Genomic DNA, 26,329 nt, shown 5'->3' with positions numbered 1-26,329 from the left:
TGGGCGGATCCACCCGGCATAGTGTGATGTGTCCTGACGTGTCGGCCGTCGAGGATGGCGGCGTCGTGTCCCCAGTCGCGGAGACCCCATGAGCTCCTCCGCCGCCGTCGAGCCGGGCGCGAAACTGGCCGACCGTTTCCGGCTTGAGGACCGGGTCCACGAGTCCGACGGAGCCACCCTGTGGAAGGCGATCGACGAGGTGCTCGCCCGCCCCGTCGCGGTCCACACCTTCGACCCCGACTTCCCGCGCCTCAACGAGGTCGTCACCGCCGCCCGCGCGGCGAGCCGGCTGACCGACCCGCGCCTGACCCAGGTGTTCGACGCCACCGAGGACGACGGACGCTCCTACGTCGTCAGCGAGTGGGTGAGCGGCGAGACCTTCGGCGACATGGTCGCCTCAGGGTCGCTGGAGCCCGAGCGGGCCGCCGCGCTGATCGCCGAGGCCGCCGAGGCGCTGGCCCACGCGCACGAGGCGGACATCGCGCACCTGTGCCTGACCCCCGATCACCTGGTGTGGACCTCCGGCAACACGGTCAAGCTGCTGGGCGTGGGCATCGACGCCGCCCTGGCGGACGTCACCGGCGACGACCCGGCCCGCACCGACGCCGAGGGCCTCGGCCGCCTGCTGTACGCCGGGCTGACCGGCCACTGGCCGGGCGAGGAGAAGGAGGGCGGGCTGCCGACCGCCCCCATGGACGACGGCCACTACTGCACGCCGCGGCAGGTCACCGCCGGGGTCCCCGGTTACCTCGACACCATCACCTGTCGGGCGCTGCTGCCGGAGAGCCGCAAGGGGCTCACCCCGCTGACCACGCCGGCGGAGTTCGCCGAGGCGCTCAGCTCGGTGCCGAGGCCCACGCCCATGCCCATGCCGCTGCCCGCGACGGCCCTGCCGCCGGTGACGGCCTCGCGCGCCGAGGCGCCCACCGGCGCCGCGGCGGCGCCCGCGACGGCCCCGGCCGGCGTGCCCCCCACCCCGCCGCCGTACCGGCAGTCCTACCAGCAGCCGCGCCCGGCGGGCGGCGGGACGGTCAACAAGGTCGCCATGACCCTCGTCGTGCTGCTGGTGATGGTGGCCGTCGGCCTGGTCGCCTGGACGCTCGGCCGCAGCATCGGCGCCTCCGAGCCGCCCGTGGCCGTCACGACCGCCAAGCCCACGCCCACGACGGCCACGGCCACCCGTGAGGCCAAGGTCCAGAACGCCGACGGCTTCGACCCGCAGGGCGACGACAACGGCGACGAGCGCGACGAGCTGGCGCTGTTCGCGATCGACGGCAAGCCCTCCACCGACTGGCACAGCGCGTCCTACTCCACGGCGGACTTCGGCAACCTGAAGAAGGGCGTCGGGCTGCTGCTCGACCTCGGCGAGAGCGTGCCGGTCAAGCAGGTCACGATCGACTTCGGGGCCGGCTCCGGCGGCACGGCCGAGCTGCGGGTCGGTCCGTCCGCCGACCTGGGATCCCTGGAGGCCGTCCACAAGTTCTCCGACCTCGGGGGCAAGAAGACCTTCAGCGCCGACTCCCCGCACAAGGGCCGCTACGTGTGCGTCTGGTTCACCAGGATGCCGACCTTCCAGGGGAAGTACCGCGGCACGATCGTGGACGTGAAGATCCTCGCCACCAAGTGAGAGCTGTACGGATTCAGACGCTTTTACCCCACTTCTTGCCGATCATGGGAGATTTCGTGGCACCATCTATCCCGTAGTGGTGATTCTCCCCGGACCGGCATAAGCAGGACTTTCCTTGTGAACTCCCCACCAGAGACCCCGCCAGCGGCGGAGCAGATGGCGCGGCCAGCCGTGTCCGACGCCGATCTGCTGACCCGGCACATCGCCGGGGACCCGCACGCTTTCAGTGAAATAGTCAAGCGGCACCGAGACCGCATGTGGGCGGTCGCCCTGCGCACGCTGGGCGACCCCGACGAGGCGGCCGACGCCGTACAGGACGCGTTCGTCTCCGCCTACCGCAAGGCGGACAGCTTCCGCGGCGAGGCGGCCGTCACCACGTGGCTGCACCGCATCGTGGTGAACGCGTGCCTGGACCGCATGCGCAGGAAGTCAGTCCGCCCGGTCGCCGACGACGAGCTCGTCGAGGCCGCCGAGCGCGACACCCCCGTGCAGGACCAGACGGCCGAGCGCGAGGTCTCCATGGAGGTCTCGTCCGCGCTCCGGCTGCTGCCCGCCGACCAGCGCGCCGCGCTGGTGCTCGTGGACATGATGGGCTACTCCGTCGAGGACGCGGCCCAGGTCCTCGGGGTGCCGAGCGGCACCGTGAAGAGCAGGTGCGCCCGCGGCCGGGCGAAACTGGCCCCGATTCTTTCCCACCTACGGAACCGATCAGACCTCACTCGCGTCTCATCCGCGAAGGGAGCAGAACTTCGTGACGGGTGACACGCACTACGACCTGGAGACCCTTGCCGAACTGGCTGAGGGTCTTCTCGACGCCGCCACGGCTCTGCAGGTACGCGAGCATCTCGCGATCTGCGATCCCTGTGGCGAAAGCCTCGCCGACCTCGCAGCGGTCCGTGAGGTGCTTGCCGCGACGCCCACCCCGGCCATGCCGATGGGAGTCGCTCTCAGGATCGACCGTGCGCTGGCCGCTGAGGCCGAGAGCTTCCGTGGAGGTGGAGTAGGCCTGGTGGAGGCACCGGCCTGGGACGACATAATGCGCGACGCGCCGTGGGAGACGACGTCCTCCCCCGTGCCGGAGCCGGTGGCGCACCTCGGGATCGTCGGCGACGACGGCACCGTGATCCCTGTCACGCGGCCCAGAACGGCAGGGGACGGCGACGCCCCCGCCACGCGGCCGGAGGTCGCCGGTGACGACCGCGACCGTGAGTTCGACGGCGAGCCCGCCGTTCCGGCCGCCCGCCTCGGAGTCGTCGGCGACGACGGCACCGTGGTCCCGGCGCCGGTCAGGCGGCGTCGCGGCTCCGGAGCCGCGCGGCGCCGGTGGGCCCTTCCCGCCGTGGCGGGCGTGGCCGCGGCGGCGGTGATCGGCACGACCGTGATGTCGACCGGCATGCTCACCGCGACCGGGACGGACCGGGGCGGCTCGACCGTCCTGCCCCCGTCGGCCAGCGAGCCCGCCTACCAGCTGACCGACAGCAACTGGAACTACACCGAGCAGGAGCTCAGCGGCTCGCTGCTGGAGTACATCGGCCCGGCCCAGATCGTGGACGCCGCCCAGGCGACCGACGCGTCCAAGATCGACCAGTGCGTGCAGCAGGTCTCCAAGAAGACCGGGAAGTTCCCGTTCGCGGTGGACCAGGGCTTCTACAACGGTCAGGAGGCCAACATCATGGTCTTCTGGCAGAACCAGGCGAAGAACACCGTGCGCGTGCACGTCGTGGGCCCGCAGTGCGAGAACGTTCGCAAGCCCGCCTTCGCCCGCTGGAAGTAGGCCCTCGGGGACGATCCGCGAGGACATCGGGGCCCGGCACGGAGTCATCCGTGCCGGGCCCTCCGTCTTCCCGCCGCGCCCCGCCGCAGGTGGACGCGCCGGTTCGGGCGAGGGAATCACCGGCGCTTAGTATCTGTTGACGCCACTGGCAACGACGACGGGAAGGCACCGCAGTGATGGACGTCCGGAATGTGATCATCATCGGCTCGGGTCCCGCCGGTTACACCTCGGCCGTGTACTCGGCGCGCGCCGATCTGAGGCCCCTCGTCTTCGAGGGCTCGGTCACGGCCGGTGGCGCGCTGATGAACACCACCGAGGTGGAGAACTTCCCCGGCTTCCCCGACGGCATCATGGGGCCCGACCTGATGGACAACCTCCGCAAGCAGGCGGAGCGGTTCGGCGCCGAGCTGGTCGCCGACGACGTCGTGGAGGTCGATCTGCAGGCCGACCCCAAGGTCGTCAAGACCGCCACCGACACCTACCACGCCAAGACCGTGATCCTGGCCACCGGCTCCGGCTACCGCGAGCTGGGCGTGCCCAACGAGAAGCGCCTGTCCGGCCACGGCGTCTCCTGGTGCGCCACCTGTGACGGCTTCTTCTTCCGCGACCAGGACATCGTGGTCGTCGGCGGCGGCGACACCGCCATGGAGGAGGCGACCTTCCTGACCCGGTTCGCCAGGTCGGTGACGGTCGTGCACCGCCGCGCCGAGCTGCGCGCCAGCAAGATCATGCAGGACCGGGCGTTCGCCAACGAAAAGATCCGCTTCGTCTGGGACAGCGAGGTGGTCGACGTCCTCGGCGACGCCAAGGTCTCCGGGGTCCGGCTGCGCAACGTCAAGACGGGCGAGGAGAGCGAACTGGCCGCCACCGGCCTGTTCATCGCGATCGGGCACGACCCGCGCACCGAGCTCCTCAAGGGCCAGATCGAGCTCGACGAGGAGGGCTACATCAAGGTCGACGCCCCCTCGACCCGCACCAGCGCCGACGGGGTGTTCGCCGCGGGTGACGTCGTCGACCACACCTACCGGCAGGCGATCACCGCCGCCGGCACCGGTTGCGCCGCCGCGCTCGACGCCGAGCGCTGGCTGGCCGACCGCGAGAGCTGACCCGACCGACGACCCCGACACAGAGATCACGAAAAGGGAGCAAGACCTTGGGCGCCATCAAGAGCGTGACCGACGCCAGCTTCGACGCCGACGTCCTGAAGAACGACAAGCCCGTTCTCGTCGACTTCTGGGCCGAGTGGTGCGGCCCGTGCCGCCAGGTCGCCCCGATCCTGGAGGAGATCGCCGGTGAGCAGGCCGACAAGCTGACCATCGTCAAGCTGAACGTCGACGAGAACCCTGCGACCGCCGGCAAGTACGGTGTACTCCAGATTCCGACCCTGAACGTCTACAAGGGTGGAGAGGTCGTGAAGCAGATCATCGGCGCCAAGCCGAAGGCCATGCTGCTCCGCGAGCTCGAGGGCATCATCTAGGACCGCCCGCGCGGCCCCGCTCCGGCGGGGCCGGACGGACGGGCCGGGAAAGGCCCCCTGCGGCACGGCGCACCCCACGGCGCACGGGCCGTACCACCGCTTCCGAGCGGCACACCCACCCGCGAAAGCCCCCTTCCACCCCACGGCAGGGGGCTTTCGCATGCGCGCCGACGTACGGCCGCGCCGATCCGCGTCCGCCGCGCCGGTCATCCCCGCCGTGCCGTACGGCCGCGCCGGTCGTGTTCGCCGTGCCGTACGACCGGGCACCGGTCATGTCCGCGATGCCGTACGGCCGTGCCGGTCGTCTCGCCGCGTACGGCGGCGGCGCGGGGCGGAAAGCGGCTGAGATCGCCTCAGACCGGCCGTAGTGCCCGTTCCGGGTTCATGGAGCCCAGCAGACGCTCCAGAGCCACCTCGACGTCCTCACGCCACGACACGGCGTTCTTCAGCTCCAGACGGAGCCTGGGGAAGCGCAGGTGCGGCCGGACGGTCTTGAAACCCACCGAGAGCAGGTAGTCGGCGGGCATCACGCACGCCCCCGGCTGCTCCCACTTCAGGTCGCCGAACGCCTCGATCGCCCGCACCCCGCGCCGCGTCAGGTCCTTGGCGACGCCCTGGACCAGCATCCGGCCCAGGCCGCCCCCGGAGAACTCCGGGATGATGTGCGCGGTCATCAGCAGCACGGCGTCGGCGCTGACCGGCGAGGTCGGGAAGGCGATCGAACGGGGCACGTAGTGCGGGGGCGCGTAGAGCACGAACCCGGCGGGCACGCCGTCCACATAGACGATCTTCCCGCAGCTCCCCCACTCCAGGAGGGTGGAGGAGATCCACGCCTCCTTCTCCAGCGCCGGGTCCCCGGCCTCGACGGCGCGGTTGCCGCTCATGGGATCCAGCTCCCAGAACACGCACCGGCGGCACCGGTGCGGCAGGTCGTCGAGATTGTCGAGAGTGACGTTGGCCAGCCGACGCGACACCTGTTGGCCCCAATCCTGGCGAGACGAGTGCGAGCCATGACGAAAACCCCGCGAAAACGGTGTCCCCAGCTGGCATCGTAGCCCAGTGGGGGTCCGTGTTTCAGACTGTCGCATCCCCCCACGCAGACGACATCATTCACTGACGTACGCTGGTTTCTCTGGCATGAGCACTCGTGTGCTCCACATGAGCTAGGAGGTGGACCGTGCCCCACGATTCTGATCACGGTCGGACCGTCGCGCCCCAGGGTTCGCGGATCGACGCCTATGTCGACCGGTACGCCGCACGGGCAACCGGGATGGTCGCCTCCGAGATCCGGGCGCTCTTCGCCGTCGCGTCGCGGCCCGAGGTGGTCTCGCTGGCCGGCGGCATGCCGTACGTCACCGCGCTGCCCCTCGACGTGGTGGGGGAGCTCGTCGCCGATCTCGTCTCCCGCCGCGGCCCGGTCGCGCTGCAGTACGGCTCCGGCCAGGGCGACCCGCACCTGCGCGAGCAGATCTGCGACGTCATGCGCCTGGAGGGCATCGATGCGGGCGCCGACGACGTCGTGGTGACCGTCGGCTCCCAGCAGGCCCTCGACCTGATCACCCGCATCTTCATCGACCCGGGCGACGTCGTGCTGGCCGAGGGGCCGTCCTACGTCGGCGCGCTCGGCACCTTCTCCGCCTACCAGGCCAAGGTCGTCCACATCGCCATGGACGACGAGGGCATCGTCCCCGAGTCGCTGGCCCAGACCATCTACGCGCTGCGGACGGCGGGCGCGCCGATCAAGTTCCTCTACACGATCCCCACCTTCCAGAACCCGGCCGGGGTGACCCTCAACGCGGCGCGTCGGCAGCAGGTCCTGGACATCTGCCAGCGCGCCGGCATCCTGGTCGTCGAGGACAACCCGTACGGCCTGCTCGGCTTCGACGGCGAGCCCATGCGGGCGCTGCGCGCCGACAACGCCGACGGCGTGGTGTACCTCGGCTCGTTCTCCAAGACCCTGGCCCCGGGCTTCCGGGTCGGCTGGGCGCTCGCCCCGCACGCCATCCGCGACAAACTGGTGCTGGCGATGGAGTCGGCGGTGCTCTCGCACTCCACCTTCACCCAGCTCGCGGTCGGCGAGTACCTCTCCGTGCAGCCGTGGCGCGAGCAGATCAAGACCTTCCGGGAGCTGTACCGCGAGCGCCGCGACGCCATGCTCACCTCGCTGGACGCCCTGATGCCGGCCGGCATGACGTGGACCCGTCCCCGGGGCGGGTTCTTCGTCTGGGCCACGCTTCCCGAGGGCCTCGATTCCAAGGCCCTGCTGCCGCGCGCGGTCGCCGAGCGGGTCGCCTTCGTCCCGGGCACCGGCTTCTACACCGACGGCGGCGGCACCCGGAACATGCGCCTGTCGTTCTGCTACCCCGAGCCGGACCGCATCCGCGAGGGCGTCCGCCGCCTGGCCGGGGTGATCGAGCAGGAGCTGCAGCTGCGCGACACGTTCGGCCCGGGCGCCGCACCGGGTCACACCGGGGTGGACACCCCCGGCCCCGACATCGCCTAGGCCGTCCTTCACTCATCCGGGCCCCATGCCGCGATGATCACGGCGTGGGGCGCGGGGGTCTCTCCGATGAGCGGTGGTCGCCGCCGAAGTCAAAGGCGGAGCCCCCACCGTCCCGTCTGTCACCACGCCGCCCGCGTGTCACCGCGGCGCGCCGGAGCGCCTCGCCGCCTCGTCTCTCACCACGCCGCCCGTGGGACGGCGCGCCGGGAGCGCCTCGCCGTCCCACGGGCCGCTGCCCGGTCCGCGGGTCCTTCCCGCCTACCCTGAGATGGAAGCCCGGGCTCGCCGTCCGGCGGACCCGCGGCCTCCGGCATGGTCGCCCGGCTCGGCCATCCGGTACGGGCGTCCGGTACGGGCGTCGGGCTCCGGCCTTCCACGCGGGCGTCCGGCGACAGGCCGGACGAGCGCGGACCGGGCGCGGTGCCGTACGGTGACTTCCGCCGCCGTCGCGCGGCGAACGGCCCGGCCGCGACGGGAGCGGACCGGGACGCGGTACGGGTGGGAAAAGAGAGGTGTTTCGGGTGAGTGATCTGGGCCATGTCCTCGTGCTGGCGGGCGGGTTGTCCTACGAGCGCGAGGTGTCCCTGCGCTCCGGCCGCCGGGTGGGCGAGGTACTGCGGGCGGCGGGGATCCCGGTGGAGATCCGCGACACCGACGCCTCCCTGGTGCCCACCGTCCTCGCCGACCCGCCCGACGCGGCCTTCGTGACGCTGCACGGCGGGTCCGGCGAGGACGGCGCCATCCGTTCGGTGCTGGAGCTCCTCTCCGTCCCGTACGTGGGCGCCGGGCCCGACGCCTGCCGTGTGGCCTACGACAAGCCCACCGCCAAGGCGGTCGTGCGTTCCGTCGGCCTCCGCACGCCCGATTCGGTGACCCTGCCGAAGGAGACCTTCCACGACCTCGGCGCGTCCAAGGTGCTGTCCCGGATCGTCGAGCGGCTGGGCCTGCCGCTGTTCGTCAAGCCGTCCCAGGGCGGTTCGGCGCTCGGCGCGTCGGTCGTCCGTACCGCGGAGGAGCTGCCCTCCGCCATGGTCGGCTGCTTCGCCTACGGCGACACCGCGCTGATCGAGCGGTTCGTCGAAGGCGTCGAGGTGGCCGTCTCCGTGCTCGACCTCGGGGAGGGCCCGGTGGCCCTGCCGCCCGTGGAGATCGTCCCGGACGGAGGGGTGTACGACTACGCGGCCCGCTACACCGCGGGCCACACCGAGTTCTTCGCGCCCGCCCGGCTGTCCCCCGAGGTCGCCGCGGCCTGCGCCGAGATGGCGGTGACCGCGCACACCGCCCTGGGGCTGCGGGACGTCTCCCGTACGGACCTCATCGTCGACTCGGACGGTCTGCCGCACTTCCTGGAGGTCAACGTCGCCCCGGGCATGACCGAGACGTCCCTCCTGCCGATGGCCGTCGAGGCCGCCGGCGACGACCTCGGCACGGTCTGCCGGGTGCTGCTGGAGCAGGCCGCCGCCCGCGGCACGGTCTGACCCCGCCGGGGTCCGTGCAGCGGCACGGACCCCGGCGCGGGCCCGGGATCCGCAGGGGCCGCCCGACTGATCCTCGCCACAGCGAAGATCCACAAAACAGGTCCTAGTGTGGTCCCGTGCTGACTTCCACCCCTTTTCCGAAGAGCTTCGCCAGCGACAACCACGCGGGCGTCCACCCGGCGGTCATGGCCGCCGTCACCGAGGCGAACACCGGGGACGCCCCCGCGTACGGCGGGGACCGCTGGACCCGGGAGACGGAGGACGCCTTCCGCGCCGAGTTCGGCGACCGGGCGACCGTCTATCCGATGTTCAACGGCACCGGGGCCAACGTCGTCGGGCTGAGTCTCCTCCTGCGGCCCTACGACGCGGTGCTCTGCCCCGTCAGCGCGCACATCAACACCAGCGAGGGCGGCGCCCCCGAACGCCTGCTCGGCACGAAGCTGGTCCCCCTCGCCACGGAGGACGGCAAGATCTCGGCGGAGGACGTCCGGGGGCAGCTCTCGGCGCTGGGCAACGTCCAGCACTCGCAGCCCCGCGTCGTCTCCATCTCCCAGGCGACCGAATGCGGCACCTGCTACACCGCCGACGAGGTCGCCGAGCTCGCGGAGTTCGTTCACGCCCACGGCCTCTTCCTGCACATGGACGGGGCGCGGCTGGCCAACGCCGCGGCCGGGCTGGGCTGCTCACTGCGCGCCCTCACCACGGACGCCGGGGTGGACGTGCTCAGTTTCGGCGGCACCAAGAACGGCGCCATGGGCGCCGAGGCGATCGTCATCCTCAACCCCGAACTGGACGCCTCCGCGCTGTTCCTCCGCAAGCAGGCGATGCAGCTCGCCTCCAAGATGCGCTTCGTCTCCGTCCAGTTGGCCGCGCTTCTCGCCGGGGAGCTCTGGCGTGAGAACGCAGCCCAGGCCAACGCGATGGCGCGCCGGCTGGCGGAGGGCGTCACCGGGCTTCCCGGGGTCTCGCTCCGTTACCCCGTCCAGTCCAACTCCGTCTTCCCGGTGCTTCCGGAGAAGGCGATCGCCGAGCTCCAGCAGCGGTATCTCTTCCATGTCTGGGACGCCGAGGAGCGCGTGGTCCGGTGGGTCACCTCGTTCGACACCACGGCGGAGCACATCGATGCCTTCCTCGCCGACATCCGGCTCGCCGTACAGGCGGCCACCGACGCCTGACCCTCTCCGGTGCGGCCGGGCAGGCCGGTACGGCCGCCCGTCCGGACGGCGATGTTTCACGTGAAACGATGCCGAGAAACGGCTCCGGGATGGGTGGCCGGGTTCCCCTCCGATGGACCTGGCGACCAAGCGGAGCGTCTGGCGCGGCCGTTGTTTCACGTGAAACATGTCTGAGGACCGGCTCTGGAGCGCGACCCCGGGACCTCGTCAGGGAGTCCGGCAGTGGAGCGGAGGGCCTGCGGGCGGCTGCTGTTTCACGTGAAACATCGCCGCTTCCCGGTGGGCTCGGAGGCGATCCTCCTCACCCGTCGGGAGCCTCCTGACAATGACGGAGGCCCGGTGTTTCACGTGAAACACCGGGCCTCCGTCGCAGACGAGCCGTCAGCTCTCGCCGTCCCCCATTGAGCCCGGGGCCATCGTCGCGATGATGCGCTCCAGATCGTCGATGGTGGCGAACTCCACCACGATGCGTCCCTTGCGGCGGCCGAAGTCGACCTTCACCCGGGTCTCGAACCGGTCGGAGAGCCGGTCGGCGAGCTGGCGGAGACCCGGCTCCTCGGCCGGCTTCGCCCGGGGGGCCCGGGGAGCGGGCGCCGGTGCGGCCTTGGCGTCGCCGACGGCCACGATCTCCTCGACCTCCCGGACCGACAGCAGCTCCGCCACGATCCGGCTGGCGAGGTGCTCCTGGGCGGCCGGGTCGTCCAGCGTCAGCAGGGCGCGGGCGTGCCCGGCGGTGATCGTGCCCGCCGCGACCTTCCGCTGGACGTTGGGCGGCAGCTTGAGCAGGCGCAGCGTGTTCGTCACGTGGGCACGCGAGCGGCCGATGCGGGTGGCGAGCTGCTCGTGGGTCGCGTCGAAGTCATCGATGAGCTGCCGGTAGGCGGCGGCCTCCTCCAGCGGGTTGAGCTGCTCCCGCTGGAGGTTCTCGATGAGGGCGTCCAGGAGAAGTTTGTCCTCCTGGGTGTCGCGGACGATCGCGGGGACCTCCGAGAGCCCGGCGCGCTCGGAGGCACGCCAGCGGCGCTCCCCCATGATGAGCTCGTAGGAGTCGTTGTCCACCGCCCGGACCACGATCGGCTGGAGCAGCCCGACCTCGCGGATCGAGATGGCCAGCTCGTCCAGTGCGAAGTCGTCGAAGATCTCGCGGGGCTGGCGCGGGTTCGGCCTGATCTTCCCGATCGGGATCTCAAGGAAGTAGGCGCCCGCGACCGGCTGCAGCTCGGGCCGCCGCGGCTCCGGCGGTTCCGGCTCCATGATGACCGCCGCGGCGGTCCCGGTGGTCACGACCGGCTCCTGGACCGGCGTCCGTACCTCCGTCACGGCCGGGCCGGTCGGGATGAGCGCTCCCAGTCCCTTGCCCAGTCCCCTCGGCGGCTTGCTCACTGCCTCTCCCGGCTCACGTCGGCGTCCCCAATGATCCTCGTAATGATGACAGCCACAGGCCCCCGGGCGCTCACACGACAGCGCCGCGGTAGGCGATTTCGCGTGCGGCGTCCATGTAGGCCATCGCGCCGCTGGAGCCCGGGTCGTAGGTCATGACGGACTGGCCGTAGCTGGGCGCCTCGGACACGCGGACGCTTCGCGGGATGACCGTGTTCAGCACGGTGCCGCTGAAGTGCGACCGTACTTCCTCCGCCACCTGGGAGGCCAGGCGGGTCCGCCCGTCGTACATCGTCAGCAGGATGGTGGACAGGTCGAGCGTGGGGTTGAGGTGGGCACGAACCAGGTCCACGTTGCGCAGCAGCTGGCCCAGGCCCTCCAGCGCGTAGTACTCGCACTGGATCGGGATCAGCAGTTCGTTCGCGGCCATCAGGGCGTTGACGGTCAGCAGGCCGAGCGAGGGCGGGCAGTCGATGAGGATGTAGTCGAACTCGTCGGCCCCGTAGGCGTTCAGCGCCCGCTGGAGACGCGCCTCCCGGGCGACCATGGAGACGAGCTCGATCTCGGCGCCGGCCAGGTCGATCGTCGCGGGGGCGCAGTAGAGCCCCGGCATGTCCGGGACCTCCTTGACGACCTCCTCCAGCGGCACGTCCTCGACCAGGACCTTGTACATGTCCGGCACGTCGCCGCGGTGGTCGATGGACAGCGCCGTGGAGGCGTTGCCCTGCGGGTCGAGGTCGACCACCAGGACTCGCTGGCCGTGCATGGACAGCGCCGCCGCGAGGTTCACCGACGTGGTGGTCTTGCCCACCCCGCCCTTCTGGTTGGCGACCGTGAAGATGCGGGTCTTCGGCGGGCGCGGCCATACGGCGTCCCGGGGCACGCTGGAGTTTCCTGGAGTGGTCATGGTCGTCTGGGCCGATGTTTCACGTGAAACCACTGAACTGAGTGCCTCTCGTACCAGCGGCGAGTCGCCGGGGCTAAGGGGTGGCTGGGTCACCTGGGTCACGGTCGCCGCCCTTTCGACCGGCCGGGCCGCGGCTTCGGGAGCCGGGACCGGCCAGCCCAGACCACCGGGGTGTCCCGCTGGCAGGGCGACGGGATTCTCGGGCCAGCCGAGACCGCGTGTCGCGCCCGAGATCGCATTTCCACGGTCATTCACTGGCTTCGTACTCGCTTTGCTCGGTCTTTCCGGTGGTGCTGTCCGGCTTCCTACTGCTGTCCGGCTGTCCTACTGGTGTCGGGTCCGCTTCGCCCGCGAGGCGCGGTCCTTGCCGCGGGCCGCCTGGCGCGCTTTCCCGGGGGGCCGACCGGCGACCACCCGAATGAGAGTTGCCGGCGGCTCGACCTTACCGTGCCCGACGGACACAAGTTCGGCGGTTTGTACCCCGCTGGCCCGCAACTGGGCTTCTGCGTCCGCCAGTTCCCCGGCCGCCCGCTCTCCCTTGAGCGCCAGGAGCTCGCCGCCCTCGCGCAGCAGGGGGAGCGCCCACTTCAGCAGCCGGTCGAGCGGCGCCACCGCCCGCGCGCAGGCAACGTCGAACTCCCGCCGGCCCGCGACCTCCTCCGCCCGGCCGCGCAGCACCTCGACGTTGCCGAGCCCCAGCGCGTCCACGCTCTCCTGGAGGAACGTCGTCCGGCGCAGGAGCGGCTCCAGGAGCGTGACCTGGATATCGGGCCGTACGATCGCCAGGACCAGGCCGGGAAGGCCGGCGCCCGAGCCGATGTCCACCAGGCGCACATCGGCGGGGACGGCCTCGGCGACCACCGCGCAGTTGAGCAGATGGCGATCCCAGATCCGGGGCACCTCGCGGGGGCCGAGCAGCCCGCGCACCACCCCCGGACCGGCCAGGATCCGGGCGAACTCCTCCGCTCTCGACCAGGCGTCGCCGCTGAACACCTCGCGCGCGACCTCGGGCGGCTCGGGGATCTGCTCGCTCACTCGACGCTCACTCTTTTCTCGGAAACTGTCTTGGTCAGGGCGTTCTAAGGCTAATGGGCCACCCTCGTCCGCAGACACCGAAGCGGGCCGGTGAAAGGTCGCCGTGTCGGGACGGGGGCGATTCGCCACCGGGAGCCGCACCCGGAGGAAGGCGGCCCATCACCGGAAGTCTGCCCGAAGGGGACGATCCGCCGCCGGGAGCCGCCTCCTGAGAGGGCGGTCCGCAGACGGAAGCCGTGCCTCGGGGAAGAGGGCTCGCCGACGAAAAAGGCCGCCGCCCCTGGACGGACCAGGGGCGGCGGCCGGTGCTCGTGTCCGCCGCGGGTGTCAGGCGGGCAGGACCACCACGAAGCGCCGGGGCTCCTCGCCCTCGGACTCGCTCCGCAGGCCCGCCGCCGCGACCGCGTCGTGGACGATCTTCCGCTCGAACGGGGTCATCGGCTGCAGCGCCTTGGGCTCGCCGCTGCGCCTGACGTCCGCGGCGACCTTGGTGCCGAGGTCACGCAGCTCCGTCCGGCGGCGGTCGCGGTAGCCGCCGATGTCGAGCATCAGCCGGGACCGCTGGCCGGTCTGGCGGTGGACCGCGAGCCGGGTCAGCTCCTGGATCGCCTCCAGCACCTCGCCGTTGGCGCCGACGAGGTCGCCGCCCTTGACGTCCACCACCGACACGACGGCGCGATCGCCCTCGACGTCCATGTCGATGTCACCGTCGATGTCGGCGATGTCGAGCAGACCCTCGATGTAGTCCGCCGCGACCTCGCCTTCCTGCTCCAGCGCGGCGAGGTCCGGAGCCGTCTTCGCGGTCTCCTTCTCGGCCTCGGTCACTCCGCCACTCCTTCGTGCTGTCGGGGATGAGTCGTCATGACTTCTTGCTACCGGTCCGCTTGCTGCGGGGCTGACGGGTCGGCTGCTGGCGGATCACCTTGGGTGCCGGCTCGACGGGAGGAGCGGGGGGCTCGGTCTTCTTGACCTTGCCCAGCAGGCCCGGCTTGGGCTCGGGGGTCACCACGTTTCCCTTGGCGTCGACCGTGGGAGAGGGGTGGCGGCTGTAGAACCAGTGCTGCTGGCCCAGCGTCCACAGGTTGGTGGTGACCCAGTAGAGGATCAGGCCGAGGGGGAAGTTCAGCGAGAAGATGGCGAACAGCGGCGAGATGTACATCAGGATCTTCTGCTGCTGCGCCATCGGGTTGTCCGGCATCTGCGCCATCGAGCGGGTGACGCTCTGCCGGACGGTGAGGAAGGTGGTCAGCGAGCTGACCGCCACGAAGAGCGCGAGCACGACCTTCGTCTGGATCGGGTGGGCGCCGCCGAGGGCCTGGATCTGCTCGGCGCTGCTCCAGAAGGTGGCCGGCAGCGGGGCGCCGAAGATGTGCGCCGCACGGGCGCTGTCGACCAGTTCCTTCGTCATGCCGAACTTGGTGTGACCGTCGGCCATCGCCCGCAGCACGGTGAACATCGAGATGAAGATCGGGAACTGGGCCACGATCGGCAGGCAGCCGCCGAGCGGGTTGGCCCCGGCCCCCTGGTACAGCGCCATGACCTCCTGGTTCATGCGCTGCTTGTCGTTCTTGTAGCGCTTGCGCAGCTCCTGGACCTTCGGGGCCAGCTCCTGCATCTTCCTCGACGAGCGCATCTGCTTGAGGAACAGCGGGAAGATGAGCAGCCTCATCAACACGGTCAGCGTGATGATGGTCAGCGCCCAGGTCAGCCCACTGTCGGGAGAGAGGAAGCTGCTATAACCCTGGTGGATCCAGGTGATGACATGGGCGACGGCCGTGTACAGCCAATTCAGCCAGGACAGCTCCACGGAGCTAGCTCCCTTGCGTTTCGTCGGACCGGACCGGGCGTGGGGGCACCGGGTCAAAACCTCCGGGATGGAATGGGTGGCAACGCCCGATTCTCCGGATCGTCAGCCATGTGCCGCGCAACGCGCCGTGAACGGCCAGGGCCTCCAGGCCGTAGGCGCTGCACGAGGGGTGGAAACGGCAACGGGGACCCAGCAGGGGGCTCACATAGGCCCGGTAGAACCGGATAGGAGCCATCAGGGTCCTGGCGGCGGGAGTGCCGCCGTCGGTCTGCTGCGCCGTCATCATCGCCCATCCATGCGAGCCTTGGGAGGCTCTCGCCGCCTGAGTAAACGATCCAGCGCGACATCGAGTTCGGCGGCAAGGCGCTCGCTTCGCGCGGACGCGGCCGGTGGATTGGCGCGTACAACCAGCAGGCTACCTCGCGGGAGGCGATCCAGGCGTTCCCGCACGAGGTGTCTCAACCTGCGCTTGACGCGGTTGCGGACGACCGCGCCTCCCACGGCCCGGCTCACCACGAACCCCACCAGCGGCGGTTCACCGCTCTCCGGGCGCATGCTCAAGTGCGCGACCAGGGTGGGACGGCCTGCTCGGCCTCCCTTTCTGACCGCGCTGGCGAACTCCTCGCCCCGGCGCATGCGGGATTCGGATGGCAGCACGAGTGGGTCTTCGCGGGATCCGGGCAGGTACGCCTATCGCCCGTCGGCTATCACGGCCGACGGGCGACGAGACGCTGCTGCCCTGGCCCGGCGAACCGGGCCGGTGGATACGTCAGGCGGAGAGCTCGGCGCGGCCCTTGCGACGGCGGGCGGCCAGGATGGCGCGGCCGGCGCGGGTGCGCATACGGAGCCGGAAGCCGTGGGTCTTGGCGCGACGACGGTTGTTCGGCTGGAAAGTACGCTTGCTCACGAGTGGGCTCCAGGCTCAAGGCGCGGCCCCCAGCACATGGGGACGCTTGACAGAGTGGCTGGCTTACCGGAGGCGGGGCATGCGAAATAGCCGCCGCGTGGTAAGCCGACCGTCGTACGTTACGGTGCCCGCGTGTCCCAGGTCAAACCGGCGGGCGGGCCGCCGACGGGTCGTCCACGAATCCACAGCCCCTTTGTCCACCGCCGCCCCGCCATCCACAGGGCATGCACCCAGCCTCCCCCGTACTGCCACTAGGCTGTGGACAACGTCTTGAACAGAGATGTGGACAAGACTACTGTCAGCCCTTCCAGACCTACTCTCCGCTGCGACGATGTGCGGGGCAGCGGGCGCGGGGCTGTGTACACCGTGTGGATTGCCTGTGGATTCCGGACGGTGGCCCGATGGGCCGCCGCGGCGCCCGGCGGGTGGACGGCGGGAGAACCCGGCGGGCCCGGCGGCCGCCGGTTGTGGATAACGGGAATCGCGGTGAAGCTCGGTCGGGGGCCGCGTCGGAGGAGGTGAGCCGGGCCGTGGATGACGTGGATCTCGGCGCGATGTGGGCACGCGCGCTGGAGAACTCCCTCAACGAGAGCGTCCCATCCCAGCAGCGTGTCTGGCTCAGCATGACCCGGCCGTTCGGCCTGATGAACGACACCGTGGTGCTCGCCGCCCCCACCGACTTCGCCCGTGACGTCCTGGAGAACAAGCTCCGTCCCCTGATCAGCCACGCGCTGTCGGCGGAGTTCGGCCGTCCGATGAAGGTCGCGGTCATGGTCGATCCCGGGGCGGCCGGCCCCGAGACCGCGGTCTCGCCCCGGCACGACACTTATCCACAGGCTCCGGCGCCGGGTTACGCACAGGGCTCCGGGCAGCCACAGGGTTATACACAGCCCATGTCTTCGCAGCTCGGAGACGGTATCTCCGCCCAGGACGGCTATCGCGATCCGGGCTCCGGAGGTATGTCGTCCACCGGTTATCCACAGCGTCAACCACAGGGTGGACGGTTCCCCTATCCGTACGGGCGGATGGACGAGCCGGCGCAGCCGTACCTCCCCGCGGACAACGCGGAGGCGGAGCGCCCGGGTGAGCGCGGCCCCGGTGGTCACGGCGGTCGCGGTGGTCCCGCGGGCTCCGGCGGTTACGGCCAGGGGAGCCCCGACGGCTACCGCCCGGCGGGCGCGGGAGGTCCGGCGGGCCCCGGCGGGTACGACCCGCGGCCGGCGCCGCCCCGCCCGGAGGGCGACGCCTTCGACCGGCCGTCGCCCGTGCCCGGCCCGCCGCCGGCCCAGACGCAGAACAGGTGGGACGGCCGTGGCGGCCGTCCACAGGGCGAGCCGGCCCGGCTGAACCCGAAGTACACCTTCGAGACGTTCGTCATCGGCTCCAGCAACCGGTTCGCCCACGCCGCCGCGGTCGCGGTGGCCGAGGCGCCGGCCAAGGCGTACAACCCGCTGTTCATCTACGGTGACTCCGGCCTGGGCAAGACCCACCTGCTGCACGCGATCGGCCACTACGCCCAGAGCCTCTACGACGGCGCGCGGGTGAGATACGTGAGCTCCGAGGAGTTCACCAACGACTTCATCAACTCCATCCGCGACCACAAGGCCGACGGCTTCCGCGCCCGCTACCGGGCGGTGGACATCCTGCTCGTGGACGACATCCAGTTCCTGGAGGGCAAGGAGCAGACGCAGGAGGAGTTCTTCCACACGTTCAACACCCTCCACAACGCCAACAAGCAGATCGTCATCTCCAGCGACCGGGCGCCCAAGCAGCTCGTCACGCTGGAGGACCGGCTGCGCAACCGGTTCGAATGGGGTCTGATCACCGACGTCCAGCCGCCGGAGCTGGAGACCCGCATCGCGATCCTGCGCAAAAAGGCGATCCAGGAGGGGCTGGCCGCGCCGCCGGAGGTGCTGGAGTACATCGCCAGCCGGATCTCCACCAACATCCGCGAGCTGGAGGGGGCGCTGATCCGGGTGACGGCGTTCGCCAGCCTCAACCGGCAGTCGGTCGACCTGCAGCTCACCGAGGTCGTGCTCAAGGACCTGATCACCGAGGACGCCGGCTCGGAGATAACGGTCGCCACGATCATGGCGTCCACCGCCGCCTACTTCGGCCTGTCGGTCGACGACCTGTGCGGCGGCTCGCGGTCGCGGGTCCTGGTCACCGCCCGGCAGATCGCCATGTATCTGTGCCGGGAGCTCACCGACATGTCGCTGCCGAAGATCGGGCAGCAGTTCGGCGGCCGGGACCACACCACGGTCATGCACGCCGACCGGAAGATCCGTTCCCTCATGGCGGAGCGTCGTTCGATCTACAACCAGGTCAACGAGCTGACCACGAGGATCAAGCAGCAGTCGCGCGGCGGATGAGACGCGCCACCGCGTGATGCACAGGCTGTGGAAAACCTTGTGGACTGAAGGTATGAGTCGCCCGAACGTGAATTATCGGGGCATTCAGTCATGATCATCACCTGCGGTCGAACTCGAATCGGTTTCGGCGCCTGGGGACGAACCTGGGGAGAACCTGGGGAAAAGCTGGGGAGAACTCGTGGACAACCTGTGGACGCCCTGTGGGGAGAGTTTTCCCCAAGGACAAAACGGTCTCTTACCCAGTGGATAACCTGGGGAAACCTCGTGGATAACCGGTGGATGAACACCCCTTGATCTGGGGACGGCCTGTGGGTACAGCTCGGTTGTCCCCAGGCCGCCGGGTTCTCCACACCCTTCACCCACACCCCCGGTGGATGAAAAAACTATAGTTGACCTGCGGAAACGATGGTCTTCCACAGTTTCCACCGCCCCTACTGTGATGACTCCATGTATCTCTCTAAGAACTTCAAGACCCATAGAGGGGTCCCGGAGCACACAGGTGCGGGACAGTGAACACCCGAACCCAAGGCGGCGAGCGACGGGCGCTCGCCACACAGGAGGCAGATCCCCGTGATGTTCCGGATCGAGCGAGACGTCCTCGCTGAGGCGGTCGCATGGACGGCGCGCAGCCTTCCGGCGCGTCCCTCCGTGCCGGTGCTGGCCGGCATGCGCCTCGAGGTCACCGAGGGCGGCCAGCTCAAGCTCTCCGGCTTCGACTACGAGGTCTCCGCGGAGGTGACCCTCGAACCCCAGAGCGGCGAGGCGGGCGTGGTGCTGGTCTCGGGCCGGCTCCTCGCCGAGATCACCCGGGCGCTGCCCGCACAGCCTGTGGACTTCGTGGTGGACGGCGCCAAGGCGGTCGTCACCTGTGGAAGCGCCCGGTTCACACTCCTCACCATGCCCGTGGAGGACTACCCCTCCCTGCCGGTCATGCCGCCGGCCGCCGGCCGGGTGGGCAGCGACGTGTTCGCCTCGGCCGTGGGCCAGGTCGCCGTGGCCGCGGGCAAGGACGACACCCTGCCGATGCTGACCGGCGTGCGCGTGGAGATCGAGGGCGACACCGTGACCCTCGCCGCCACCGACCGCTACCGGCTGGCCGTGCGCGAGCTGAAGTGGCAGCCGGGGCAGCCCGACTTCTCGGCGATCGCCATGATCCCCGGCCGCACCCTCGCCGACGCCGCCAAGGCCCTGGGCAGCACCGGCGCCGAGGTCGAGATCGCGCTGAGCTCGGCGGGCGGCACCGGTGAGGGCATGATCGGCTTCTCCAGCGCCGGCCGCCGCTCCACCACCCGGCTGCTCGACCCGGAGTTCCCCAAGTACCGCTCGCTGCTGCCCACGGAGTTCTCCGCCCGCGCCGACCTGTCCACCAGCGCCTTCGTCGAGGCCGTCAAGCGCGTGGCCCTGGTCGCCGAGCGCAACACCCCGGTCCGGCTGGCCTTCCGCGGCGGTGAGGTCGTCCTGGAGGCGGGCACCGGCGACGAGGCCCAGGCGGTCGAGGTGCTGCCGGTCGACTTCGACGGCGACGACATCAACATCGCCTTCAACCACCAGTTCCTGCTGGAGGGGCTCGGCGCGATCGACTCCGACGTCGCCCGCCTGCAGATGACCACCTCCACCAAGCCGGCGATCCTCACCGGCGGCAAGCCCGTGGACGACGGCGGGACCCCCGACTACCGCTACCTGATCATGCCGATCCGCCTGTCGAGCTGACGCGGCCCGGCTCCGGTGGCCCGGTCCCGGCGGGGCGCGCCGTGCCGTACCGCGGCGGGCGCCCGGGTGTCGCGAGGGCGGCGCCGGCGGGCGGGGCGCGCCGCCCGCCGAGCAGGCCCGGGCCGCCCGCCGGGTGAGCGCGCGGCGTGCCCGGGTACGGTTCACCGGTGACCGAGATCATGCTGAAGGCGTGCCTCAATGGTTCGAGGGAGTCCGGCGAGCACCCCGCTCTGCCCCTGACCCCCCTGCAGCTCGCTCAGGAGGCCCGTGAGGCCCGTGAGGCGGGTGCGTCGGCGGTCCACATGCATCCGCGTGACGAGACCGGCAGGGAGTCTCTCAGCGCCGCGCACATCGGCGCGGCGGTCCGCGAGGTACGGCGGGCGTGCCCCGGCATGCCCGTCGGCGTCAGCACGGGCCTGTGGATATCCGGCGGGGACGCCGGGGAGCGGCGGCGGGCCGTACGGGGCTGGGCGGAGCTGCCGCCGGAGGACCGGCCCGACTTCGCCTCGGTCAACCTCTCGGAGCCCGGCTTCGCCGAGCTCTGGCACGACCTGCGCGAGCTCGGCGTGGGCGTCGAGGCGGGGGTCTGGTCCACCGCCGACGCCGAGGCGCTCGCCGCCGGCGGCCTGGAGTGCATGCGGGTGCTGGTGGAGATCATCGGCGGCCCGGCCGCCACCGCCGTGTCCCGCGCGCACGCCGTCCTCGCCCGCCTGGACGAGCTGGGCGTCCCCGGGCGGCGTCTCCTTCACGGTGAGGGGGAGCCGACCTGGATACTTGTGGATGAAGCGGGGCAGATGGGTCTGGCTATGCGCGTCGGCCTGGAGGACGTCCTCCACAGCCCTGTGGGCGACCCCGTTGCTGGAAACGCCGATCTGGTACGGCTTGCGATGGCGCGTCTGACGTAGATGGATGAAGAAACCCGAATAGAGGGGGTGCTCGTATGCAAATCGGCATGATCGGGCTGGGCAAGATGGGCGGCAACATGGCCGAGCGCCTGCGCCGCGGCGGCCACGACGTGGTCGGCTACGACCGCGACCCGTCGATCAGCGACGTCGCGAACCTGAAGGAGCTGGTGGACCGGCTCCAGGCGCCGCGCGCGGTGTGGGTCATGGTGCCGGCCGGCGCGCCGACCCAGGCGACGGTCGAGCAGCTCGGCGAGCTGCTGTCGCCCGGTGACATCGTCATCGACGGCGGCAACTCGCACTACCTCGACGACCGCAAGCACGGCGAGGAGCTCGGCGCCCGGGGCGTCGGCTTCGTCGACTGCGGCGTGAGCGGCGGCGTCTGGGGCCTGCAGAACGGCTACGCGCTGATGACCGGCGGCTCCGACGAGGACGTCCGGAGGCTGATGCCGATCTTCGAGACCCTCAAGCCCGAGGAGGGCGGCTTCGTCCACGCGGGCGGCATCGGCGCCGGCCACTTCGCGAAGATGGTCCACAACGGCATCGAGTACGGCATGATGCAGGCCTTCGCCGAGGGCTGGGAGCTGCTGGAGGCCTCCGACGTCGTGACCGACGTGGCCGGTTCCTTCAAGAGCTGGCGCAACGGCACGGTCATCCGCTCCTGGCTGCTCGACCTGCTGGTCCGCGCCCTCGACGAGGACCCCGGGCTGGCGGAGCTGAAGGGCTACGCCCAGGACTCCGGCGAGGGCCGGTGGACCGTCCAGGCCGCCGTGGACCACGCGGTGCCGCTGCCGGTCATCACCGCCGCCCTGTACGCCAGGTTCGCCTCCCGCCAGGACGACTCGCCGGCCATGAAGGTCGTCGCGGCCCTGCGCAACCAGTTCGGCGGCCACGCGGTCACCGCCAAGGAGGGCCAGGTCGCCAAGGGCGCCGACGCCCCGGGCGCCGACGTCGTCCCGCCGGCGGAGGCCGACAGGTGACGCGGCGCCCGTACGGCCGCGCACCCCGCCGCGGGAGGCGCGGGGCGCGCGGTCGTACGGGCACCCTCGCGACGGTCGCCCGTGACGGACGGGGCCGACCGCGACTCCCGGGGTGCGGCTAGTCTTCGAGGGGTGTACGTCGCCCATCTCTCGCTGACCGACTTCCGGTCCTACGACACCGCAGACCTCGGCCTGGAGCCGGGCGTCACGGCCTTCGTCGGGCCCAACGGGCAGGGGAAGACCAACCTGGTCGAGGCGCTGGGCTACGTCGCGACGCAGTCGAGCCACCGGGTGGCCACCGACGCGCCGCTGGTGCGGCACGGGGCGGCCCGGGCGGTCGTCCGCTGCGTCGTCGTGCGGGACGACCGCCGCGCCCTGGTCGAGCTGGAGATCAACCCGGGGAAGGCCAACCGCGCCCGGCTGAACCGCTCGCCGATCTCCCGCGCCCGCGACGCCGTGGGGCTGCTGCGCACGGTCCTGTTCGCGCCGGAGGACCTCGCGATGGTCAAGGGCGACCCGTCGGAGCGGCGTCGCTACCTCGACGACCTGCTGGTGGCCAGGACGCCCCGCTTCGCCGGGGTCCGTGCCGACTACGACCGGGTGCTCAAGCAGCGCGGGGCGCTGCTGCGCACGGCGGCGCAGGCGCGGCGCGGCGGCCGGAGCGGACGCCGGGCCGAGAACGACGCGGGCTTCGCCGCCGCCGGGGCGGGCGACCCGCTGAGCACGCTGGAGGTGTGGGACGCCCACCTCGCCAGATACGGTGCTGAGCTGCTCGCGGCCCGCCTGGAGCTGGTCGAGGCGCTGCGGCCGCTGGTCGCCGCCTCCTACGCCGCCCTGGCCCCCGACTCCGCCCCCGCCGGCCTGGTCTACCGCGGCACGCTGCCCGAGGACACCGAGGGCGACGGGAGCGACGGGAGCGGCGCGGAGGCCGGCCCGGCCGACCGCTCGGTCCTGGAGAAGCGGCTGCGCGAGGCGCTGGCCGAGGTCAGGAGCGCCGAGCTGGAGCGCGGCGTCACCCTGGTCGGCCCGCACCGCGACGACCTGTTCCTGGGCCTGGGAGACCTTCCCGCGCGCGGCTACGCCAGCCACGGGGAGTCGTGGTCGTTCGCGCTGGCCCTCCGGCTGGCCGCCTACGACCTGCTGCGGGCCGACGGCGGCGACCCGGTCCTCATCCTCGACGACGTCTTCGCCGAGCTGGACAGCCGCCGGCGCCGCCGCCTGGCGGAGATCGTCGCCCCCGCCGAGCAGGTGCTCATCACCGCCGCCGTGCCCGCCGACGTGCCGCCGGAGCTGGCCGGGGCCCGGTTCGACGTGGCCGAGGGGAGTGTCGGGCGTGTCCGCTGACGACGCCGCGCGGGACCGGCCCGCGCGTGGCTCCGGGGATTCCGGGGACTCCGGGGCGGGCGGCGGGAGCGCCGTACCCGGGACGGGTTCCGGTACGGGGACCGGCGCCGCGGCGGCGGCCGAGGCGGCCGCGGGCACCGCGGGGACCGCTGCCCGGGGCGCCGCGCTGGCCAGGGAGAAGCTGGCCCAGGCCAAGGCCGACGCGGCCCGCCGCGGCAGGCTGCCGCGGCGCGAGCCCAGGCGCGCGGCGTCCGGCGTCCGCAGGGAGGGCGGCGACCCCCAGCTCCTCGGCCGGGCCATCGCCGACCTGCTGGCCGACCGGGGCTGGGAGCGTCCCGCCGCGGTGGGCGGGGTGTTCGGCCGCTGGCCCGAGATCGTGGGCCCGGAGCTGGCCTCCCACACCCGGCCGGAGACCTTCGCCGACGGGGAGGTCGTGGTGTCCGCCGACTCCACGGCCTGGGCCACCCAGGTGCGCCTGCTGGCGAGAACCCTGGTCAGGCGGCTGAACGAGGAGCTCGGGGACGGCACGGTGCAGCGGGTGCGGGTGCGCGGGCCGCAGCACGGTCCGCGCCCCGGCGGCCTCCGGGTGACCGGCAGCCGAGGCCCAGGTGACACGTACGGTTGATCACGCTGGTCCGGCTGGCGCCGAAAACGGATCAGCGGCCCCTCTCGCGCGATGACCCCCCACCCCCGAGGGGGGATGCCCAAATGGAGGGTGGACGCGCTAGAGAGGCTTCTGGAGCCCGTCAATGCCGCATCACGCGTCCCGAGCCGCTAGAATGGAACCGAATTCCGGACACGTCCGTTTGCGTGACACCCCGGCCTGCGAGGCCGACTCCCCCGGGTGGGCGCATCGGGGCATTCACGACGGTGACGGGCAGGGCGGGGCTTAATCGGGTCCCCGCTGCGTGTCCGCGGCAGGAGGATTCCGCACTTGTCCTACGACGCTAGCTCAATCACCGTTCTCGAAGGGCTTGAGGCGGTCCGTAAGCGCCCAGGCATGTACATCGGCTCGACCGGGGAACGCGGTCTGCACCACCTCGTCTACGAGGTCGTGGACAACTCCGTGGACGAGGCCCTGGCCGGGCACGCCGACAGGATCGAGGTCACCCTGCTCGCCGACAACGGTGTGCGGGTCGTGGACAACGGCCGAGGCATCCCCGTCGGCATGCACCCCGTCGAGAAGCGTCCCGCGGTCGAGGTCGTCCTGACCGTGCTGCACGCGGGAGGCAAGTTCGACGGCAAGTCCTACGCGGTCTCCGGCGGTCTGCACGGCGTCGGCGTCTCCGTGGTGAACGCGCTGTCCACCAGGCTCGAGGTGGAGATCCTCACCGACGGCCACTACTGGCGGCAGTCCTACGCGGACTCCCGGCCGACGGCGCCCCTGGAGAAGGGCGAGCCGACCAGCGAGACCGGCACCTCGATCACGTTCTGGGCCGACCCGACCATCTTCGAGACCACGACGTGGAACTTCGAGACGCTCTCGCGCCGCTTCCAGGAGATGGCCTTCCTCAACAAGGGCCTGACGATCTCCCTGCGCGACGAGCGCCCCGGCCACTCCGCCGGTGAGGACGGCGAGGGCGGGCCGGTGGAGGTGGTCTACCACTACGAGGGCGGCCTGTCCGACTTCGTCAAGCACCTCAACTCGAAGAAGGAGGCGGCGCACGTCTCGGTGATCGACTTCGAGGAGAACGGTGACGGGATCTCGGTCGAGATCGCGATGCAGTGGAACAACTCCTACACCGAGTCGGTCTACACCTTCGCCAACACCATCAACACGGCCGAGGGCGGCACCCACGAGGAGGGCTTCCGCGCGGCGCTGACGTCGATCGTCAACCGCTACGCGCGCGAGCAGAAGTTCCTCAAGGAGGGCAAGGACGACAACCTCACCGGTGAGGACATCCGCGAGGGCCTCACCGCGATCATCTCGGTGAAGCTGGCCGACCCGCAGTTCGAGGGCCAGACCAAGACCAAGCTGGGCAACACCGAGGCCAAGTCGTTCGTCCAGAAGGCCTGCAACGACCACCTGCGCGACTGGTTCGAGCGCAACCCCGGCGAGGCCAAGGACATCATCAGCAAGTCCCTGCAGGCCTCCCGCGCCCGTCTCGCGGCCCGCCAGGCCCGCGACCTGACCCGGCGCAAGTCGCTGCTGGAGGCCGGTTCCGGGCTGCCCGGCAAGCTGGCCGACTGCCAGTGGAGCGACCCGGAGAAGTGCGAGCTGTTCATCGTCGAGGGCGACTCGGCCGGCGGCTCGGCCAAGGGCGGCCGCGACTCCCGCTTCCAGGCGATCCTGCCCATCCGAGGCAAGATCCTGAACGTGGAGAAGGCGCGGATCGACAAGGTCCTGAAGAACACCGAGGTCCAGGCGCTGATCACCGCCATGGGCACCGGCGTCCACGACGAGTTCGACATCTCCAAGCTGCGTTACCACAAGCTGATCCTGATGGCCGACGCCGACGTCGACGGCCAGCACATCAACACTCTGCTGCTGACGCTGCTGTTCCGCTTCATGCGGCCGCTGATCGAGGCCGGGCACGTCTACCTGTCCCAGCCGCCGCTCTACAAGATCAAGTGGGACCGCCGGGGCGAGGACGCCTCCTACGCCTACTCCGACCCCGAGCGCGACGCGATCATCGAGGAGGGCATCGGCCGGGGCAGGCGCGACCCGCGCCTGCACGACGGCATCCAGCGGTTCAAGGGTCTGGGCGAGATGAACGCCGGCCAGCTGTGGGACACCACGATGAACCCCGAGAGCCGCGTCCTGCGCCTGGTCACCCTCGACGACGCCGCACAGGCCGACGAGCTGTTCAGCGTCCTGATGGGCGAGGACGTCGAGGCACGCCGCTCCTTCATCATCCGGAACGCACGGGACGTCCGCTTCCTCGACGTGTAGCGGCGGTCCCCCGACGCGTAGCGGCAGCCGTACAGACCTCTCTTCGAAAAGGACCCAT

General features: G+C 71.0%; 24 protein-coding genes. 15 read left to right on the top strand and 9 right to left on the bottom strand.

What is annotated here, in order from left to right; all coding sequences use genetic code 11:
• The first annotated feature begins 88 nt into the window (after window positions 1-88).
• The 5 genes from HDA43_RS16335 to trxA all read left to right on the top strand — a co-directional run bounded on the left by HDA43_RS16335 (window position 89) and on the right by trxA (window position 4,878).
• A complete protein-coding gene (locus tag HDA43_RS16335; protein ID WP_179821655.1) occupies window positions 89-1,627 on the top strand; it encodes a protein kinase family protein in 1,539 nt (512 codons plus the stop codon).
• A 156-nt stretch (window positions 1,628-1,783) separates the two neighbouring features.
• On the top strand, window positions 1,784-2,389 hold the full coding sequence (gene sigM / locus HDA43_RS16330) for an RNA polymerase sigma factor SigM (RefSeq protein WP_179821653.1): 606 nt from the start codon (window positions 1,784-1,786) through the stop codon (window positions 2,387-2,389).
• Entirely contained in the window at window positions 2,379-3,401 is a 1,023-nt protein-coding gene (locus tag HDA43_RS16325; RefSeq protein ID WP_179821651.1) for an anti-sigma factor family protein, read from the top strand. Before sigM ends, HDA43_RS16325 begins: the two co-directional genes overlap by 11 nt.
• 173 nt (window positions 3,402-3,574) lie before the next feature.
• Window positions 3,575-4,507, top strand: a complete 933-nt coding sequence (trxB, locus tag HDA43_RS16320) for a thioredoxin-disulfide reductase (protein ID WP_179821649.1) — start codon at window positions 3,575-3,577, stop codon at window positions 4,505-4,507.
• A gap of 47 nt (window positions 4,508-4,554) precedes the next feature.
• On the top strand, window positions 4,555-4,878 hold the full coding sequence (gene trxA, locus HDA43_RS16315; RefSeq protein ID WP_179821647.1) for a thioredoxin: 324 nt from the start codon (window positions 4,555-4,557) through the stop codon (window positions 4,876-4,878).
• Window positions 4,879-5,231: 353 nt separating this feature from the next.
• Here trxA and HDA43_RS16310 read toward each other — a convergent pair whose 3' ends face one another.
• Window positions 5,232-5,852, bottom strand: coding sequence for a GNAT family N-acetyltransferase (locus tag HDA43_RS16310; RefSeq protein ID WP_179821645.1), 621 nt, complete (start codon window positions 5,850-5,852; stop codon window positions 5,232-5,234).
• 296 nt (window positions 5,853-6,148) lie between these two features.
• Between HDA43_RS16310 and HDA43_RS16305 the strand changes: the two genes are divergently transcribed.
• From HDA43_RS16305 to HDA43_RS16295, 3 genes are all read left to right on the top strand, one after another.
• Window positions 6,149-7,381 carry an aminotransferase-like domain-containing protein gene (locus HDA43_RS16305; RefSeq protein WP_218912247.1) on the top strand — a complete coding sequence of 411 codons (1,233 nt, stop codon included), beginning with the start codon at window positions 6,149-6,151 and terminating at the stop codon, window positions 7,379-7,381.
• A gap of 521 nt (window positions 7,382-7,902) precedes the next feature.
• The gene (locus HDA43_RS16300) at window positions 7,903-8,859 is read left to right on the top strand and encodes a D-alanine--D-alanine ligase family protein (RefSeq protein ID WP_179821641.1); all 957 of its coding nucleotides are present in this window, start codon (window positions 7,903-7,905) and stop codon (window positions 8,857-8,859) included.
• Between the two features lie 116 nt (window positions 8,860-8,975).
• Window positions 8,976-10,034, top strand: coding sequence for a threonine aldolase family protein (locus HDA43_RS16295; protein WP_179821639.1), 1,059 nt, complete (start codon window positions 8,976-8,978; stop codon window positions 10,032-10,034).
• Between the two features lie 381 nt (window positions 10,035-10,415).
• On the opposite strand, the gene HDA43_RS16290 is transcribed toward HDA43_RS16295, so the two are convergent.
• The 8 genes from HDA43_RS16290 to rpmH form a co-directional block, all read right to left on the bottom strand.
• On the bottom strand, window positions 10,416-11,417 hold the full coding sequence (locus HDA43_RS16290) for a ParB/RepB/Spo0J family partition protein (RefSeq protein ID WP_179821636.1): 1,002 nt from the start codon (window positions 11,415-11,417) through the stop codon (window positions 10,416-10,418).
• A 70-nt stretch (window positions 11,418-11,487) separates the two neighbouring features.
• A complete protein-coding gene (locus HDA43_RS16285; protein WP_218911743.1) occupies window positions 11,488-12,321 on the bottom strand; it encodes a ParA family protein in 834 nt (277 codons plus the stop codon).
• A 324-nt stretch (window positions 12,322-12,645) separates the two neighbouring features.
• Window positions 12,646-13,356 (bottom strand): 16S rRNA (guanine(527)-N(7))-methyltransferase RsmG, encoded by a 711-nt coding sequence (gene rsmG / locus HDA43_RS16280; protein ID WP_179821635.1) that lies wholly within the window; start codon window positions 13,354-13,356, stop codon window positions 12,646-12,648.
• 327 nt (window positions 13,357-13,683) lie between these two features.
• Window positions 13,684-14,181 carry a R3H domain-containing nucleic acid-binding protein gene (locus HDA43_RS16275; RefSeq protein ID WP_179821632.1) on the bottom strand — a complete coding sequence of 166 codons (498 nt, stop codon included), beginning with the start codon at window positions 14,179-14,181 and terminating at the stop codon, window positions 13,684-13,686.
• A gap of 34 nt (window positions 14,182-14,215) precedes the next feature.
• On the bottom strand, window positions 14,216-15,163 hold the full coding sequence (yidC, locus tag HDA43_RS16270; RefSeq protein ID WP_179821629.1) for a membrane protein insertase YidC: 948 nt from the start codon (window positions 15,161-15,163) through the stop codon (window positions 14,216-14,218).
• 4 nt (window positions 15,164-15,167) lie between these two features.
• Window positions 15,168-15,446, bottom strand: coding sequence for a membrane protein insertion efficiency factor YidD (gene yidD, locus HDA43_RS16265; protein WP_179821626.1), 279 nt, complete (start codon window positions 15,444-15,446; stop codon window positions 15,168-15,170).
• Window positions 15,446-15,820 carry a ribonuclease P protein component gene (gene rnpA, locus HDA43_RS16260; RefSeq protein WP_179821623.1) on the bottom strand — a complete coding sequence of 125 codons (375 nt, stop codon included), beginning with the start codon at window positions 15,818-15,820 and terminating at the stop codon, window positions 15,446-15,448. The genes yidD and rnpA overlap by 1 nt, the downstream gene beginning before the upstream one ends.
• A 112-nt stretch (window positions 15,821-15,932) precedes the next feature.
• Window positions 15,933-16,070 carry a 50S ribosomal protein L34 gene (rpmH, locus tag HDA43_RS16255; protein WP_010849920.1) on the bottom strand — a complete coding sequence of 46 codons (138 nt, stop codon included), beginning with the start codon at window positions 16,068-16,070 and terminating at the stop codon, window positions 15,933-15,935.
• A 644-nt stretch (window positions 16,071-16,714) separates the two neighbouring features.
• Here rpmH and dnaA point away from each other — a divergent pair.
• The 7 genes from dnaA to gyrB all read left to right on the top strand — a co-directional run bounded on the left by dnaA (window position 16,715) and on the right by gyrB (window position 26,271).
• Entirely contained in the window at window positions 16,715-18,442 is a 1,728-nt protein-coding gene (gene dnaA / locus HDA43_RS16250; protein ID WP_446697292.1) for a chromosomal replication initiator protein DnaA, read from the top strand.
• 570 nt (window positions 18,443-19,012) lie between these two features.
• Window positions 19,013-20,152 carry a DNA polymerase III subunit beta gene (gene dnaN, locus HDA43_RS16245; RefSeq protein WP_179821621.1) on the top strand — a complete coding sequence of 380 codons (1,140 nt, stop codon included), beginning with the start codon at window positions 19,013-19,015 and terminating at the stop codon, window positions 20,150-20,152.
• A gap of 167 nt (window positions 20,153-20,319) precedes the next feature.
• On the top strand, window positions 20,320-21,057 hold the full coding sequence (locus tag HDA43_RS16240; RefSeq protein WP_312873309.1) for a 3-keto-5-aminohexanoate cleavage protein: 738 nt from the start codon (window positions 20,320-20,322) through the stop codon (window positions 21,055-21,057).
• Window positions 21,058-21,092: 35 nt separating this feature from the next.
• The gene (gene gnd / locus HDA43_RS16235) at window positions 21,093-22,034 is read left to right on the top strand and encodes a phosphogluconate dehydrogenase (NAD(+)-dependent, decarboxylating) (RefSeq protein ID WP_179821619.1); all 942 of its coding nucleotides are present in this window, start codon (window positions 21,093-21,095) and stop codon (window positions 22,032-22,034) included.
• Window positions 22,035-22,166: 132 nt separating this feature from the next.
• The gene (gene recF, locus HDA43_RS16230; protein ID WP_179821617.1) at window positions 22,167-23,378 is read left to right on the top strand and encodes a DNA replication/repair protein RecF; all 1,212 of its coding nucleotides are present in this window, start codon (window positions 22,167-22,169) and stop codon (window positions 23,376-23,378) included.
• Window positions 23,368-24,003, top strand: a complete 636-nt coding sequence (locus HDA43_RS36415; protein ID WP_312873307.1) for a DciA family protein — start codon at window positions 23,368-23,370, stop codon at window positions 24,001-24,003. Before recF ends, HDA43_RS36415 begins: the two co-directional genes overlap by 11 nt.
• A gap of 309 nt (window positions 24,004-24,312) precedes the next feature.
• On the top strand, window positions 24,313-26,271 hold the full coding sequence (gyrB, locus tag HDA43_RS16220; RefSeq protein ID WP_179821615.1) for a DNA topoisomerase (ATP-hydrolyzing) subunit B: 1,959 nt from the start codon (window positions 24,313-24,315) through the stop codon (window positions 26,269-26,271).
• Window positions 26,272-26,329: the final 58 nt, after the last annotated feature.

This window comes from Streptosporangium sandarakinum, from assembly GCF_013409935.1.
Classification (GTDB): domain Bacteria; phylum Actinomycetota; class Actinomycetes; order Streptosporangiales; family Streptosporangiaceae; genus Streptosporangium; species Streptosporangium nondiastaticum.
The sequence above is the reverse complement of the archived record's forward strand: the minus strand, read 5'-3'. Positions and strand labels throughout refer to the sequence as shown.